Annotated in this window: 17 protein-coding genes and 1 pseudogene; 15 read left to right on the forward strand and 3 right to left on the reverse strand. The window is 37.8% G+C overall.

Annotated features, from left to right (window positions below):
• Positions 1-107 precede the first annotated feature (107 nt).
• The 4 genes from FPV17_RS01035 (at position 108) to FPV17_RS01050 (ending at position 4,353) form a co-directional block, all read left to right on the forward strand.
• Complete coding sequence (locus FPV17_RS01035; RefSeq protein WP_144557455.1) at positions 108-356, forward strand: hypothetical protein; 249 nt, start codon at positions 108-110, stop codon at positions 354-356.
• A 1,117-nt stretch (positions 357-1,473) separates the two neighbouring features.
• Positions 1,474-1,776: a restriction endonuclease subunit S gene (locus FPV17_RS01040; RefSeq protein WP_144557457.1), complete on the forward strand. Its 303-nt coding sequence runs from the start codon at positions 1,474-1,476 to the stop codon at positions 1,774-1,776.
• Between the two features lie 429 nt (positions 1,777-2,205).
• Complete coding sequence (locus tag FPV17_RS01045) at positions 2,206-3,147, forward strand: protein kinase domain-containing protein (protein ID WP_144557459.1); 942 nt, start codon at positions 2,206-2,208, stop codon at positions 3,145-3,147.
• Complete coding sequence (locus FPV17_RS01050; protein WP_144557461.1) at positions 3,148-4,353, forward strand: hypothetical protein; 1,206 nt, start codon at positions 3,148-3,150, stop codon at positions 4,351-4,353.
• A gap of 38 nt (positions 4,354-4,391) precedes the next feature.
• Here the strand turns inward: FPV17_RS01050 and FPV17_RS01055 are convergent, their stop codons facing one another.
• Positions 4,392-5,072 carry a hypothetical protein gene (locus tag FPV17_RS01055; protein ID WP_144557463.1) on the reverse strand — a complete coding sequence of 227 codons (681 nt, stop codon included), beginning with the start codon at positions 5,070-5,072 and terminating at the stop codon, positions 4,392-4,394.
• Between the two features lie 477 nt (positions 5,073-5,549).
• Between FPV17_RS01055 and rpsI the strand changes: the two are divergent.
• The 4 genes and pseudogenes from rpsI to FPV17_RS01070 form a co-directional block, all read left to right on the forward strand.
• A pseudogene (gene rpsI / locus FPV17_RS01060) lies at positions 5,550-5,621 on the forward strand (30S ribosomal protein S9); the annotation flags it as partial.
• Positions 5,622-5,945: 324 nt separating this feature from the next.
• Positions 5,946-6,206 carry a hypothetical protein gene (locus FPV17_RS01065; protein WP_144557465.1) on the forward strand — a complete coding sequence of 87 codons (261 nt, stop codon included), beginning with the start codon at positions 5,946-5,948 and terminating at the stop codon, positions 6,204-6,206.
• A gap of 116 nt (positions 6,207-6,322) precedes the next feature.
• Positions 6,323-6,607, forward strand: a complete 285-nt coding sequence (gene yqgA / locus FPV17_RS22615) for a cell wall-binding protein YqgA (RefSeq protein ID WP_187204944.1) — start codon at positions 6,323-6,325, stop codon at positions 6,605-6,607.
• 85 nt (positions 6,608-6,692) lie between these two features.
• Complete coding sequence (locus tag FPV17_RS01070; protein ID WP_144557467.1) at positions 6,693-6,947, forward strand: hypothetical protein; 255 nt, start codon at positions 6,693-6,695, stop codon at positions 6,945-6,947.
• Positions 6,948-7,034: 87 nt separating this feature from the next.
• On the opposite strand, the gene FPV17_RS21620 is transcribed toward FPV17_RS01070, so the two are convergent.
• The gene (locus tag FPV17_RS21620; protein WP_158318471.1) at positions 7,035-7,202 is read right to left on the reverse strand and encodes a hypothetical protein; all 168 of its coding nucleotides are present in this window, start codon (positions 7,200-7,202) and stop codon (positions 7,035-7,037) included.
• A 613-nt stretch (positions 7,203-7,815) separates the two neighbouring features.
• On the opposite strand from FPV17_RS21620, the gene FPV17_RS01075 reads away from it, so the two are divergent.
• The 6 genes from FPV17_RS01075 to salA all read left to right on the forward strand — a co-directional run bounded on the left by FPV17_RS01075 (position 7,816) and on the right by salA (position 15,018).
• Complete coding sequence (locus FPV17_RS01075; RefSeq protein WP_144557469.1) at positions 7,816-9,408, forward strand: right-handed parallel beta-helix repeat-containing protein; 1,593 nt, start codon at positions 7,816-7,818, stop codon at positions 9,406-9,408.
• 146 nt (positions 9,409-9,554) lie between these two features.
• Positions 9,555-9,986, forward strand: a complete 432-nt coding sequence (locus FPV17_RS01080) for a DUF2521 family protein (protein WP_144557471.1) — start codon at positions 9,555-9,557, stop codon at positions 9,984-9,986.
• A 56-nt stretch (positions 9,987-10,042) separates the two neighbouring features.
• Positions 10,043-10,771, forward strand: a complete 729-nt coding sequence (cwlD, locus tag FPV17_RS01085) for an N-acetylmuramoyl-L-alanine amidase CwlD (protein WP_035395704.1) — start codon at positions 10,043-10,045, stop codon at positions 10,769-10,771.
• 66 nt (positions 10,772-10,837) lie between these two features.
• Positions 10,838-11,677, forward strand: coding sequence for a glucose PTS transporter transcription antiterminator GlcT (gene glcT, locus FPV17_RS01090; protein WP_144557473.1), 840 nt, complete (start codon positions 10,838-10,840; stop codon positions 11,675-11,677).
• Between the two features lie 139 nt (positions 11,678-11,816).
• A complete protein-coding gene (ptsG, locus tag FPV17_RS01095) occupies positions 11,817-13,862 on the forward strand; it encodes a glucose-specific PTS transporter subunit IIBC (RefSeq protein ID WP_144557475.1) in 2,046 nt (681 codons plus the stop codon).
• A gap of 103 nt (positions 13,863-13,965) precedes the next feature.
• Positions 13,966-15,018: an iron-sulfur carrier protein/transcriptional regulator SalA gene (salA, locus tag FPV17_RS01100; RefSeq protein WP_060705961.1), complete on the forward strand. Its 1,053-nt coding sequence runs from the start codon at positions 13,966-13,968 to the stop codon at positions 15,016-15,018.
• A 35-nt stretch (positions 15,019-15,053) separates the two neighbouring features.
• Here salA and gerD read toward each other — a convergent pair whose 3' ends face one another.
• On the reverse strand, positions 15,054-15,638 hold the full coding sequence (gene gerD / locus FPV17_RS01105; protein WP_246117097.1) for a spore germination lipoprotein GerD: 585 nt from the start codon (positions 15,636-15,638) through the stop codon (positions 15,054-15,056).
• A gap of 134 nt (positions 15,639-15,772) precedes the next feature.
• On the opposite strand from gerD, the gene FPV17_RS01110 reads away from it, so the two are divergent.
• Positions 15,773-16,357 carry a KinB-signaling pathway activation protein gene (locus tag FPV17_RS01110; protein WP_035395710.1) on the forward strand — a complete coding sequence of 195 codons (585 nt, stop codon included), beginning with the start codon at positions 15,773-15,775 and terminating at the stop codon, positions 16,355-16,357.
• Positions 16,358-16,377: the final 20 nt, after the last annotated feature.

Consider the following 16,377-nt stretch of genomic DNA (forward strand, 5'->3'; position numbering starts at 1 on the left):
GGGAGCTGCCAAGAAAAGAAGATAGAGGCGTGCAGCGATTCATGAGGATAAGGTCGTCAACAAAGACGTTCTGCATTCTACAGCGTGGACGACGTGGAGCCGGTTATATGCCGAAAAAGGTACTGTGTACGTACCGATTTGAAAGAGAGGGACGAGCTAAAAATGGTCAGATAAACCACCGGATCGGAAGGAGGATTTACGCTGTTGTTTGTAGAAAGAGTCGGTTTGAATGGGGAGGGAAGACCGGAGGGTTATGCGAACGTAGCGAGAAAGGGAAAGAAAAACCACCGACGGTCACGGGATCCACCCCATTTAAACGAGTTGCCCTTAAACCGTTGCCAGGAATGGGGCTTTAAGAGGTCTGTTGGCCTAAAGATAAGAGTCTGCTGTCAAAAAAACTTCTGTCCGTGTCTCAGCTAGGAGTGGAAGGCCTAATGAAATGACTTCTCACTTTGTACGCACGTCATACCAATCTCATTCGTAAGCTATGTTCATCTCATGCGTACGGTATAGGTATCAAATACTTATTTAACCGTCGTAGAGTGTGATATTTTTCCGCAACACTAAGCAAACACATCATTTACCAAGTTCATACGCATTGCATACTGATTTCATACGCACGTAAATCACAATCAGATAGGTATACCATGCGCATAAAACATTCACACTGTACGCATCTTTCTTCTACTAAGTGCGTAAGCTATGCATCATCACATGCACATGAATATAAAATAGGAGGTAAAACAGAGAGGACGGATAAAGGGAGAATAGCTGCGGTGAAGAAACAAGCGTTAGTAAGTGAATCTTAATACTGGGCAAATAATATCAAGATTCACTATGACTATTTTGTTATCTATTGAACCCAAGAAGTTTCGCGGCTATGTTCTTCATAGTTAGGACAACATCTGGGCTGAATATTTGGTTTTTCACTGCCTGTTCAAATAGGGGGGAAATTGAATCTCGGTCACATCCAATGGTCGATTATGAATGAAATTAGTCTTATCATTATTGTCGGTATACCAGACAAAACGGATTTCTTTGCGCTTACGCTTTTTTAAAAAGACACGTTCTATCGCTGCGATATCGTATCCCTCTTGAACCGTTCCTTTGGTACACAGAAGACATTTCGAATTATTGTCGTTTACATACGTCCAATTAATTGGTTGCTGATGATCCAAACAGGTGTTACATACTGAATAGACATACTCTAGAAATTTGACTGATAACACGGTGTTCTCTAAAGTTTCACTCAATAATTCACACCACTTGTCCTCTGTGATTGTTAAAGGGCTAGGTACTTGCACCCAATTCCTATTTTCATTGAGTCTCTGATAAGCAAATCGAACCTCAGGTTGATTATCTTTCTGTTTTATTTCGATGAGTTCCATGACTTTTCTGAACTTTTTTCCTCGACACACACTTCATCTAATACAATACAATATTCTGTCTCTCTAACATACTCTATTAATAGCGATGTATGGACAAGGTAAAACAAGAGGGCAAATTTCAGAGCTACTAATAGAGGGGGCAATTAATCAAGCGTGTGCTGCTTTAGAAAATATTATTGATGATGATATTTTGAGTAAGTATATCCTGTATTTTCAATTATTTAACTATGATATTTCACGAGCAGGGTCGGAGGGGGCAGCACAGCCTAATTTGAACTTGGATAAATTTCGTAGTATTCCTGTACCTCTTCCGCCACTGAAAGAGCAAAAAAGGATTATAGAAGAGATAGGGGAACTACTAAATTTCAATGCACAGTTGGTTAAATAGAATGACCTAGTAGACTAATTATATGTTTAGTTTCTATACTTTTAATGTCAGGTCATTACGTGATTATCGCAAAATGTGATTGTGAGATGGCTCTCCTAAGAATGAAAGTCACATATCCTTAGAAACAATGGTGTTAAAGGGTTTATAGGTTATATGGCTTTTTTTATTTCACCGAATGTTTATTAATATAGAACAGATGTAAATCTATCGAAAAGTGAAGAAGATACATTAGAGCCGTTCATGAATTTTAATAATGTAACAGGTTTGAGGGAACTCACGTGAGGAGTGTAGGCAATTTGTCTTTGTCATTGCTATAATCATAGAAAAAACTATAAAAAAACAATCTTTTTTATAGGTATCAATGTTAAAATAAGGATATGTTAACAATGCGGAAAATTTTATATTTATACTACGGTAAAGGAGAGTAAAATGGAAGAATATATTATAACTGATTCTGATGTCCGAGATGTATTAGCTCTTCATGGGCTAACCGCGGTATCCTTTAGTAAATTACCTAAAAGTGGTCAACGACAAGTGTTTGATGTGGTTTTTGATTCAAGAAAAAATGGAATTCTTAAGTTTGTGGATGTGTCTCCTTATCAAGCGCATCAAAGACATGCTTGGAATGAATTATCGGATTCTGAACTAGAGCAGGAAAAGGTCTATGAAATTGATGCTAATTCCCAAAGGATAATTAGGGAGCTTAAAGCTTCAAAAAAATGTGCAATTCTACCCCAATTAGAAATTATGGATGATTACCAGATATACAAAAAGCAGAATCATCACTTTATATACTATTTTGAAACTAAGTTTGAAGGGAAAACTTTAGACAAAAGTGAGCTATATCATAAAGAACAAGGTATTGATGCGGTTTTACAGTTTTTATTCCAAATGGTCAATCAAATAAAGGTTATGCACGATGCAGGTTATGTACATAGAGATCTTACGCCACGAAATATTATCTATCATCAAGGTCAATTTAAAATTATCGATGCAGGTCTTGTAAAGTCAAATGATGAAGAGAAGTTAACAGCTACAAGAGCAGAGATAGGAACGCCATATTATATGGCGCCTGAACAATCTAAAAGAACATCTGATTATACATGGGATTTTAGAACTGATTTATTTGCTGTGGGCTTAATAGCTACTGAAATATTTCTGCTAGGAACACGGTATCTTGAGAGAGAACAAAAAAGGGATATACATTATATTTTTCAGATATGGAAAAGTAAAGACTCGAGCCCTAGGTCATTATATTTATTTGGTAAAGTAATTGCTAGGCTTGCTGTTGAACAGCGTTCTAGAAGATGGGCGGATTTAGACAAATTGTTACATGAAATAGAGGCTTTAATAGGTAAGGGGGATGAATAAATGATTTTTGCTCAGCATGGTCCATCATGGAAGCCAAAGTTAGAACGCTTGTTTTTAAGTCAATTAATAGATGGAGTAATTTGGGATCCGCGAGAAGAACGAGTAGAAAGAATTAAGGAAATACGTAGTAATGATAATAATTATTCTTCGGTTAAGCACATGGTAGATCTGAAAGTTTATTATAAACAGTTTGTATCCTCTATTCCTAAGAGGTTAACTGATTTAGATTACTTTCCAGAGACAGATATAGATAGAGCTTATTTGAGAAGTACAGATAACCTAGAGACCTTAGTCGAAAAGTCTATAGATTTTCAATTGGACTTTGAAGTGGATGTAATAATGGCTCCATCACTCTATCTATATAGTTTTAATGACAGGATTGTGGATAAGCTTTTAGATACATGGGAAATCTTTTATGAACAACTTGAAGAAAAAGAAGTTGATAAAAGTAAGTTTGTTTCAATTATCTTTAATGAAACAGCACTAGAGAATAAATCATATATCACGGATTTTTTAGATGACTTTAGTGATATTGCAAATAAATTTGATGGAATATATATTACTATAGATCGAGAAAAAAATAATAATCACAGACATGATTTTAATCCAAATCGTTTAAATGGTATGCTGCAATTGATTTATGACCTAAAGAACTTGGGGTTAAAAGTAGTAATAGGTTACTCTGGAATTGAAAGTATAGTGTATTTTGCAGTAGGCGCTGATGCAGTTGGTACAGGCTGGTTTTACTCTTTGAGAAATTTTAACAAAGAACAAAAGGGATTAGAGCCAGTTGATGGTATGGGAAGACAAAAAAAGAGATATACCTCAATGAAAATGTTGTTTGAACTTGCAATTGAAGAAGAAATATTAAGTGTCCCTGATCATCTTCAAGAGGAGTTATATGGGCGGATTCTTACTGGGTGTGAATTAGACAAAAAGATTTTAGTGGGAAATATAGAAGACATAAGCTTTAATGAAATATACGAACAATATTTCGAATCATTAAAACAAGTTGTAGATGCTATTACAGGAAAAGGAAGTATTGAGGAGAAAATTAGTTTTGTGGAACAACTTCTTAATAAAGCCGATTCAAATATAAAACACTATAATGAATCGGAAACGTTACAACGAATTAATAATAGACATATTCAAAATTATCTCAGTGCTTTGAGTCAATTTAAGGATGATAATTTTATCTTTATTTAATAGAAAGGGAGCTATTAATATATAATTTAATAGCTCCTTCATCCTGTTTCAAGTGAATAAATAGAAGTCTCAATTTGAAATTTAGCAACACTGTTGATAAAAGAAGGATTTATCTTTATTTTGACTTGATCTTTATTCGGTTTATAGATATATTCCATCCTATCTTGGGAAACCCCAATTAAACCTACATTTTGATTTTGAAAATAATGGATTTGATTTTTTTGTAATCTTTTTGCTAATTCTAATGGTAAAACAACATAGGAGTATGAAGAAAATTTCTTATTTATTGTTGCTTGTATTATCGCTTTTTTCCAATTGGTTAATTTAGCTTCAAATGAAATGAACTGTAAGATTGGAAATTGAAAGTCACTTGAAATAATATACCTTTTTGGTGTGACTTCTTTAATGATATTAACTTTTGCTAATTTAGATAACAAAGATGATAGAACCTTACCATCATAATCAGTACGTTTTGCAAGATAATCAAAAGTTCTAACAGCTTTTTTGTGTAGATATCCAATTACTTTTGCAAATTGATAATTGGAAAGTAAATTTGCTTGTTCGTAATTCATTAGATGAGAATCATCGGCAATTACTTGAACTATATCTACATTACCGAACCTAGCGTTAAATTCAGATAAAACTTTTTCATTTTCTTTTAATTCATCTCTTTTAAGTTCTATAAATTTTTCTTGTAAACATAATTCACTTATAAACATTTTTAGGCACCTCTTTCTTATGATAACCTATATTTCAAAAAAACTTAAGTGGAAAATCCTACGGCTTAATCCTCTATAGTGAGCAGTGGTATTTTCCAATGAATCACGAGGGAGGAAAGAGTAGCCGTAGTGGTTAAAAATTACTGAACAGCTTTAGACTATGAATTTAAAGGGTAACGGTTAAGGAAACACCGTAATGAGGGATATTATCAGGTTTTAATCAAATTATTCGCCTATAAGTATAGGTTAATTTGGAAGGTTTCCTACCGAAATATTGATGAACCAAGAAAAATATAATTAAATCATCTTCCTATTATATATAGCCTGCCAGCGTATATATTATAAATACATTTTGATACCTCGTGAATACCCTTTGAATACCCTTTCCGCAAAATGCGTTAGTATCAGACAAAAGCATAAAGTGGCAAAACCCTGATTTATAGAGGGTTATGAAATTTCATGAAATGAAAAATAATCCCTAATATGAAAGAACGTAAAAAATACGGTCTTAAAGCAGCTCGTCGTGCACCTCAGTTCTCAAAACGTTAATACAACCGTTTTTACAGCCTTCAAGCGTCCATTGCTTGGAGGTTGTTTTTTTATCGCAAAAACTTCCTTTGCTAATATTTTGCTAACATCTAGAGTGCAGACGAGAAAGTTATGACAAAAACGAGGGAAGCGTGTATAGAGCCACGCAAGGTATTATTTCTAGATACATATGATTTGGCCTCAGCACATGAAATAGTTGTCTATGTTCTTGAATCAGGTACGAACTTTTTTGTTTATATCAGAGACAATCAAGGGCTTAATGTAGCACCAATCCACGGGAATCAGAGATTCAATGCATCTTTCTAACAAGTGAGGTAAGGTGACTTGAAAAAATTTTTAAGAAGGCTATTAAAAGTTTTGTTTTGGACTGTAATATTTACTATAGTTCCTATGTATATAGTGTTTTTAGCGGCTGACATTTATGACGTATATGTTCTTACTAAACAAGGTGGAAATGCATTATTTTGGACTTATGTATTCGGCACCATGGGATTAATGGTTACTATTCCTTTGGCGACATTATCTTATTTGTTAGTTGTGTTTTTTGAATGGAAAGATGGAGACAATAAAAAGCAAAGATATTGATTTACAGTATAGTTTCAGGTGTCAGTATTAAAGTCGTTATATAATGTAAGTATGAGAGAACACCCAATACGTAAATATTACTCTTCTGTCGGATCGGGATTTAGCCCCGTTGTTATATGAGTTATTCAACAAGAGCTACTTCGGTTGACTTCTATCTTGAATCTAGAGGGAACTGTGGCACTCTAAGCTATATAGCAAATGCTAATGCTAATTATGGCGACGGAATGCATGCGGTATCCTCTACGGAAAGTGGATCTTTTTCTTTCCGCACGCCTGTAAAGAAAGCAAGACTACAACCGATTAATGTTCGTTCAGCAGCAGGACCACTTTGGGCAAGATTCTCTAAAAACGGTAGAGTTGTAGGTATATATGAATTAAATAATCTTTCTTACCCTAGATAATTTTAAACTTGAAAAAAGCGTGTACGAGCTTAATAGCCTTATGCGCTTTTTATATGATAAGATTTTCGCAAGAGGTGGGGGAGAAATGAAGATTGTAGCGCGAAGGATCTGGCCGTTATTTGCATTATTGGGTCTAGCAGCAGTGGTTATGCGTTTCTTTACAGGATCCATTTGGCTAGACATCCTGTTTAATTTTTCAGTTGGAATAACGTTAGCTTTTGTAGCGATTGATATGTTATATGAAGAGCGAAAGAATAGACGATGGCAGATTGTGATAATTGGATTTTGTGTGTTGTTGTTTCTTATTGAAGGAATAGTGAATGTAATATCAGTTTTTTAAAGGTCTGCTTAAAAGCAGGTCTTTTTTACATTCTTAGTCTTACAGCTTAGATAGAGGGCATAAAAAAATAAGCAGGCAGAAGCCTACTTATAGATCTTCTATTCTCCAAACATCATTATCCAAAAGAATTAAATCTAAATTTAACTTTTTAGCTTCTATTTCCGCGGAAGCTAAATTAGCAAACGTCTTGTCCTTATAGTGTAAATCCTTTGAGGTTTCAGCAATCCCGTCAACGTACCGTACTACTCTGTACATGGGGCACTCTCCTTTGACAGCCAATATGTAAGCTGTAAAGCAATTGTCTCATAGGGAAACGATTAATGATAGAGGTATAACCAAATTACATACCCTTACAACTTTGTGGGTAAACATTTATTTCATTAGACAGCGTAAAATGCATGTTTGCCCAAATGATCTACAAGACAGAGGACAGGACAAAAATGTTTTATACGTAGTGTGAAATGAATCATAGTGGCGTTAATCTAACTGGTTTTGAGGTAATGGATGCATGTCGTAACCCATATGGCGGTGTGTCTTCGTAAAAATTGGAGTTAAGCGTCATTTGATTGAATCCGTATCAACCTTTTGGCTTTTCTAGGTATTCTTTTCCAGCATTAATTCCTGCTTTAATCTATCGTAGGCTTGAGAGAGGATCGGTAAACAACCTATGATGATAATGAAAGTAGTTCCTTTGCATAGCTGTAAAAAAGCATAAACTATACATGGTACCTCGGTTCTCACTCGCTAATAGCGCCAAACGAAACGCTCAAACCTCTGTTTGGGCGTTTCTTTTTGTATGTTTGATTTCCCTGCCTGATGTTCTCTTTGAAAAGTGATCACATTAAATAAAAGAGAAGAGGGAGCCGAAATGAAACAGTCAGTAACAGTGAAAGATTATGGAGCGGTAGGAAATCAAACGAATGATACAAAGGCATTTCAGAAAATATTTGCAGAAGAAAGAGAGATCTATGTACCGAGAGGAATATATCATATTGATGAGACCATTAGGGTGTATGAAAATACGTCAGTCGTCATGGAAAATGGTGCTGTCATTCGTTGGAAAGGTCGTGCCAATCGCTGTGTTTTTTTAAACGGGGAGTATGGGAATACGGAGATTTCTGGATATAGTGGGGATGGGAACATCTATTTTCAAGGAGGAACCATTGACTTAGGCGAAATTCCTTCTGGTGCGACGGGATATGGACCCATTGCTTGTGGGTGGGCTCATGCGGAAAACATTCACATGGAAAATGTAACGTTTACGGGTGGTTACAATAATCACTTTGTCGATATGACAGCCGTTAGGCGATCGAGCTACATCAATTGTGTCTTTAAAGATATGACCATTACAGGTGGCAATGTGTATGAAGCACTACAGATTGACATGTCAACCAATTCCGCCTTTCCACATTTCGGGGCGACAGATAATAAACCGAGTTATGACTGTGTCGTCGATCGATGTACCTTCCGTAACGTTGCCATTGGTGTAGGTAGTCACGCATCTAGAGTGGTAAACGGAAAACAAATTATGTATAACGCGATTCGTATAACGAACTGTGCATTTTATAATATGAACGATCATGGTATTCGGCTAGACAGTTATGAAGGAGCGTACGTTGAAGGGAATTATATTGATGCCACTGGTCAACATGGTATCTATGTTATTGGGGGTAAAGGGAACTACATTGGCGCCAATTATATAAAAGATATAAAAGAACACGGTATTTGTCTTGTTGATAAAGGTATTAGTGGAACGAGCTATCCTGCTGCTACATCCATCGTACATGGATCGCGTATAGTTAATTGTGGGCGATCAGCTGTACGCATTGTAAGGGGAAAAGAAATTGATGTGACAAATGTAAAAGCAATTGATAGTGGAGAAGATGGCTTAAGTGCTACGGATAGTGAGATGATTCGCTTTATAAACTGTGATGTCAAACGTGCTTCTTCGTCAGGCAATGGTCGTTTTAACGGCGTAAGGTTGAGTGGTGTGTCAAGTGGTCAACTATCTGGTTTAGATGTTTCGAATAAAGGTCATTCCATGAATTATGCAAACGGCATACAGGTCACGAACACAAGTCACCATATTAATACGTTTGAAAACAGAGTGGATAAGGGATCAAGCGGCAGGGTAAACATCGCCATCGGTAATGGGAATCGTGTCGATGGTGAAACCTATTTAACAGAGCTACTAAATGTTAGCGGAGTCGGTCAAACGATTCGTTTAAACGACGATATTAATAACTATACGTCCATTATTGTTGGATCAGGGATCGTCAGTCGTAAAGAAACAACCCATTCTATAGCAAGAGGGTTTTACCATAATGGGTTCCGTAGAGGAGATGATGTGATCAATGTCGCAACGGCAAATGGCAGAATCATTATGGATGTGATCTCACCCACTGAATTAAGAATTGTTCGAGCAGATCATCCTGTAAGGGTCATTATAGGAAAACGATAACAGTCTCTTCTAGTGTGTACAAATTGTTTTTATTTATTGCAAGAAAGGGCAGAAATCATTAACAATACATGAAGGAATTGCTGTGCTAACTTATGTATGGGTCAGCTCCCCGAGCTCATACTAGTTGAAAAAAGGGGAAATGGAACATGAGTCAGGTTGTTTCAATAGCCGATAAACGGCGGGAGAAGAAATGGGACTTTGAAAGAAAGATGTTACGTAAAATTGATATCCGTAAAATGGAGAAAAATATACAAGAATGGATCAAGCCAATTATGCCCTTTCATTTGCAGGCGTATCCCTTCTTAATTGATCAATGCATGGATGTGGTCATAGATGCGTTTTTACTTGGAACTGAATACGGTAAATACGGATTTAAAGGAGAGCCTCTGCACCAGTCGAAAGGGAGATGTTTTGACGTGTTAGCACATCTGTCTCACGACTTGGCTGCTACCTTGTCAGGATGGGGCAATAAAGGAATTGACGAATCCACTGTCCTAGCAACAGACATGCTTATTGGCTCTTGGTGGGAAAAAGGGTTTAACGAATCTTATAAGGCACATAAAATGCGTTTAGTGTAATCATTCATATCTTCTTCTTGTCCACGTATATATAAAGTGAGACAGGGGGAGACGGGATGAAACGATATCAGATCATTTTAATTACAACGGGATTGATGATGGCCATTATTCTTTTATGGGCGCGTTTTGACGCAGGTACAGAGGATTCAACTACGTGGCACTTGCCGCTATCTGGAAAAGTAATTGTGCTAGACCCTGGTCATGGAGGGATGGATGGTGGCGCCAGTTCTAAAGAAGGTGTCTTGGAGAAAGAAGTTACCCTTGAAGTGTCAATAAAGCTTCGTGATTATTTACAAGAAGCTGGTGCACTCGTATTAATGACACGTGAAGAGGATGTAGATTTAGCAAGTGAAGGAACAAAAAAGATTAAACACCGGAAAACCGAAGATTTAAAAAAGCGAGTGGAGATTGTGAACGAAAGTGATGCAGACTTTTTTATTTCCGTTCATATGAATGCCATTCCATCTCCTAAATGGCGTGGTGCGCAAACCTTTTATCACTTGAAAAATAAACAAAATGAGGATTTAGCTGTTTTTATACAAGAAGAAATGAAACGGAACCTTGAGAATACGAATCGCTATGCAAAACCAATTCATCATGTTTATTTATTAAAACAAGCGACGATTCCAGGCGCACTTATTGAAGCAGGCTTTTTATCAAATCCTGAAGAAGCGTTATTACTTGAGACAGATGACTACCAGGAGAAAATGGCCGCTTCGATTTATGAGGGAATTCTTCGCTTTGCATCAGGTGAAAAAGCACCAGATGCAAATCCCTATGAATAAATGGATTCTTTGTTTGACGGTAGGCGCTTCCCTCAAGTAGGATAAGAGGTGGAGTGATGATATGTAATGGAAGCTTATCGTGTAAAAAAGGTGTTAAATAATAATGTTCTTATAGCAATTATAGATGATGAAGAAGTTATACTAATTGGAAAAGGCATCGGCTTTAATAGAAAAAAGGATAGCGCCGTTCCAAGTACGGAAGCGGAAAAAGTATTTGTTCTTAAAAATGAAAAAGAACAAAGAAGCTATTTGACCCTTTTGCCGAATGTGGAAAAGCCTTTACTCGATGTAACAATAGAAGCGATTGAACTAATTTCAAAACGTTTAGGGGCTCCTTTAAACGAGCATATTCATGTTGGTCTAATGGATCACCTTTCATTTGCACAATCCAGAACGGCGGCTGGGCTGCACATTAGCAACCCTTTTTTAACAGAAACAAGATTGCTTTATCCAAATGAGTATGCAATTGCAGTGGAAGTACTTCATTTAATCGAGGAACGGTTACATATGAAGATGCAACCGGAAGAAGCTGGATTTATTGCCCTGCATATCCATAGCGCTGTTAAAAATAAAGATCTTGGAACGGTAAACGCTCATTCGCAGCTTGTTTCAAAACTGCTGGGCATTATAGAAGAACAACTCGATATTGTGTTAGATAAAGAAAGCATTGATTATATGCGGCTTGTTCGCCATCTTCGGTTTACGATTGAACGGGTAGAAAATAACGAAGAAGTGGAAGAGGCAAAAGCAATTGATACCCTCTTGAAACAAGAGTATCCGCTATGCTATAATCTCTCTTGGAAGCTCATCAAAATCATGCAGCATTCCTTAGGGAAGCCTGTTTTTGATGCAGAAGCGGTTTATTTAACAATGCACTTACAACGAGTTCAACATAAATATAAATAGTCGTGTGACTGATTCGATCAGGCATGAGGTAAATGTGTACTGTCCATACTAGGGATAGTCTATTTTTCCTCATGCCTTTTTTGTTTGCTCACATAAAACCGTTTTCTTTTGCTTCACTACAATGAAAGTTGGGAGAGACATGTTCAAAAAACTTTTTGGGAACCTGCAAAAAATCGGGAAAGCTTTAATGTTGCCAGTGGCCATGCTACCAGTAGCCGGTCTTTTACTTGGAATAGGCGTTGCCTTGCAGATGGAAGAGACATTATCGTACTTACCATTTTTAGATGCAGGTTGGATTCAACATACTGCAGGAGTAATGGAAGCAGCCGGTGGAATTATTTTCGATAACCTTGCATTAATCTTTGCGGTTGGGGTCGCGATTGGCTTAGCTGGTGATGGTGCAGCAGCACTTGCAGCGCTAGTCGGTTACCTTGTCATGAATACAGTAATGGGAGAGTGGCTAGGCGTTACATCTGAGATGGTGGCAGATGATCCTGGTCTTGCACACGTATTAGGAATCCCTACCCTACAGACAGGTGTGTTTGGAGGGATCTTAGTCGGGATTATTGCTGCCATTTGTTACAACCGTTTTCATGATATTGAGATGCCGGCATTTCTTGGATTCTTCGCCGGTAAGCGTTTTGTGCCGATTGTAACAGCTGCTATGACATTTATTGTAGCCTTGCTGTTATTAATTGTTTGGCCGCCAATCCAGACGGGTTTAAATGAAGTATCGGTTTTCTTACTAGAAACAGGGCAATACTTTGCTGTCTTTTTCTTTGGCTTTATTAAACGTCTACTTATTCCGTTTGGTTTGCACCATATTTTCCATGCACCGTTTTGGTTTGAATTTGGCCAATATACCAATGCGGCAGGAGAGATTGTTCGAGGCGATCAGCTTATTTTCTTTGCGCAGCTTCGTGATGGCGTAGAAATTACAGCGGGTCAATTTATGGTTGGGGAATTCCCAATTATGATGTTCGGTTTACCTGCAGCGGCATTAGCCATGTACCATGCAGCGAAACCGGAGAAAAAGAAAGTTGTTGCCGGATTAATGGTATCCGCAGCACTGACCTCTTTTTTAACAGGAATTACAGAACCACTTGAATTTATGTTCCTTTTTGTAGCGCCTGTATTATTTGTCATTCATGCATTATTGGATGGTATTTCGTTTGTTATTATGACGTACTTTAGCGTAAATGTTGGTTTTACGTTCTCTGGAGGGGCTATTGACTTCTTCTTATTTGGGATATTGCCAAATCAAGACGGTTGGTGGATAACCATTATTGTTGGTCTCATTTTCGCCGTTATTTACTACACTGTATTCCGCTTTGCTATTGTAAAGTTCAATTTAAAAACACCAGGACGTGAAGTGGAAGAAGCAACAAATGAAAAAGCAAAAGATAAAGGTGCTTTAGCTGGTCACATTTTAACAGCAATGGGTGGAAAAGAGAATATTGCTCATTTAGATGCCTGTATTACACGATTACGTGTGTCTGTTAACGACATTAAAGCAGTCGATAAGAAAGAACTAAAAAGCCTTGGCGCCGCAGGTGTACTTGAAGTAGGAGACAACATTCAAGCCATCTTTGGACCACGCTCTGAGACGATTAAAGGACAAATGCAAGACATTATGGCTGGTAAAACACCACGAACGGTTGAAGGAAAGCCTGAAGATGAAGTGAACAAGCAAGTAGAAGAGGCTCAGCCAGAAGCGTTACAGCAAGAGCAAGAATCAACCATGGCTTCACCAATGACAGGAAGACTCCTTTCGATTAATGAGGTACCAGACCAAGTGTTTGCTGAGAAAATGATGGGCGATGGCTTCGCGATTGAACCAACGGACGGAACGGTGGTCTCCCCAGTAGAAGGGAAAATTACAACAGTCTTTCCTACAAAACATGCGATTGGGATTACCTCTGTAACCGGTCGAGAAGTGTTGATCCACATTGGAATTGATACTGTGAAGTTAGGTGGAGAAGGCTTTACGGTTTACGTTGAAGAAGGACAATCCGTTCATATTGGAGATAAGCTAGTTGAATTTGATGTAGCCTATATCTCAAAAAACGCAAAATCTACTGTTACACCAATTGTTTTCACTAACTTAGCAGAAGGTGAAACGGTTCAAGTAAGAACAGGATCAGTAAAAGCTGGCGACGAGAATAAGATACAAATAAATAAGTAAAACAAGTGGAACTAGAGTGCAATGCGCTCTAGTTCTTTCTTTATTTTATCTATGCTATACTAAAAGGAATTACGTGAGTGTTTCAAAGGATGGTGCAAAAGAAATGACGGATCAAGAAATATTGGAAGCGCTAAAACGGGTAAAAGACCGGGATTTGGATAAAAGCATAGTCGACACAGGTGGCGTGCGTGAAATAAAAAATAAAAACGGAAATCTAAGCTTAAAAATAGCTTTGGCACGTACAGGAACGTCTGAACAAATGCAAGTACAACAAGAAATTGTAAATGTTTTAAAAAGCGAAGGTGCTGCTTCGGTTGGCCTGCGTTTTGATACATTAACGGATGAAGAAATCCAATCACTAGGTGGAGCAAAAGAAGAGCCTTTTAAAGGCCCTGCATTACTTGCGCCAGATAGTAAAACAACCTTTATTACAGTAGCAAGTGGAAAAGGTGGAGTCGGGAAATCGACTGTGACAGTAAACACAGCAGTCGCATTAGCGCGCATTGGAAAGAAAGTCGGTATCATTGACGCGGATATTTATGGATTTAGTGTACCGGATATGATGGGCATTGAAGAACGTCCGAAAGTCATTGATAAACGCATTTATCCTGTTGAGCGATTTGGGGTAAAAGTGATTTCAATGGGCTTCTTTGTTGAAGACAATGCACCTGTCATATGGAGAGGGCCAATGCTCGGAAAGATGATTAACCAATTTTTCTCCGAATGCGAATGGGGCGAGCTCGATTATCTTGTTTTAGATTTACCACCGGGTACAGGCGACGTAGCCCTTGATTTACATTCCATGCTACCCGATTCAAAAGAGCTACTAGTCACAACCCCGCACGCAACAGCTGCATTTGTCGCTGCACGTGCAGGAGCGATGGCGATTAAAACAAACCATGAAATGCTTGGTGTTGTTGAGAATATGGCATATTTCGAGAGCCAAACAACAGGGGAAAAAGAATATGTATTTGGCCAAGGTGGCGGTCCTCGTTTAGCGGAAGAGTTGAAGACAGACTTATTAGCGCAAATTCCATTAGGACAACCTGTCGTTGATGAAAACGATTTTGCGCCATCTATCTATGGAGAAGATCACCCAATTGGTGAAATTTATCAAGAGCTTGCACAAGCTATTGCGTTTAAAGTAGAACGATAAAAAATAAAAGACTGAGCCCAATGGGGTTCAGTCTTTTATTCGTTTGAATTGTCTTCTGAATCTTTACTTTGCTTCTCAATCGCCTCATTCATTAAGCCTGCCATTTTCGCTGCAAAATAAGGACTCTCTAACGCTTCACTCATAATCCCCATAATTTGTTCGCGGTATTCTTTGGATTTCATTAGCTCCAACGCCTGCTCACCCATTTGCGGATCTTTTAATATATCCATCATCATCTGTTGATAATCTGGATCTTTCATTAATGATTTAATGATTTTTTCATTCTCCGCTTGCATGCTTTCTGCAAAAGCTTTCGCAAACTCAGGGTCCTTCATGACTTCTTGCCAATATTTCTTACCCTCGTCAGATGTTAATGTATCTTGAATGGTTTGTTTAACGAAGGCGCTATCCATCACAATTTCTTCTCGCATATCTTCTTGCGCAATCAATTCATGTAATGCTTTCTTTCCTTCGTCTGTCTTCAATAAATCAATCACCATTTTTTTTGTGCCTTCATAATCGGTGTTCTGTTGTGCTTCTGTTTGGGCACAGCCACTTAACGTAGCGAGTATGAAAGATAAAGACATAATGACGGCAAACGTATAGTTCCTCATACGCATATTGTGGAATCCTTTCTGTCTTGGATTTGCTTTTAGTGTTTGCCGTGCTTAAGAAAATATGCATAAACAAGCTGGTGTTTCTTTACTAAGGTTGCTACAATTAATAATGGATTCTAAAAATGGGGGATTTGCTTGTGAACAGCAGGAAAGTGGTTTTTATATTTTGGTCGACGTTGCTTCTCGGAAGTCTATCCGGTGGTATTGTCGGCGTTCTGACGAATCTAGATCGGTATCTTGGTGATGGTGCTGAGAATTTTCTGATTGGACTTGTCTGGATGCTTGGCATTAGTGCTGCCTTTACACTTGTTTCGCAAATGGGTTTTTTCGCATATTTATTTATACATCGTTTTGGTCTTGGCTTGTCTCGATCGCACAAATTATGGAACCGTATCCAGTGGGTCCTGATTGCGTTTGTCTTTTTTGACTTAGTTTATTTTCGCTATATTGCATTTGGAGAAAACAGTTCTTTCTGGGGATACTTTATTATCCCGACGGCTCTTTTCCTTTATGCACTTATCATCGCAACAATTAAAGCGAAAGAAACGAATAAAGGAGCGTTCGTACCTGCGCTATTCTTTATGTTTGTGATTACTACGATTGAATGGATACCGGCCATCGTTGCTGATGATCCGAACTGGCTTATTTTATATCTTACCCCTCTATTAGTAGGGAACACGTATCAACTGCTCTTGTTGCATCGATTACATAAAAAAACCTGATCCGCAAAAGGATCAGGTTT

The organism is Shouchella miscanthi (assembly GCF_007725405.1).
Classification (GTDB): Bacteria; Bacillota; Bacilli; order Bacillales; family Bacillaceae_D; genus Shouchella; species Shouchella hunanensis.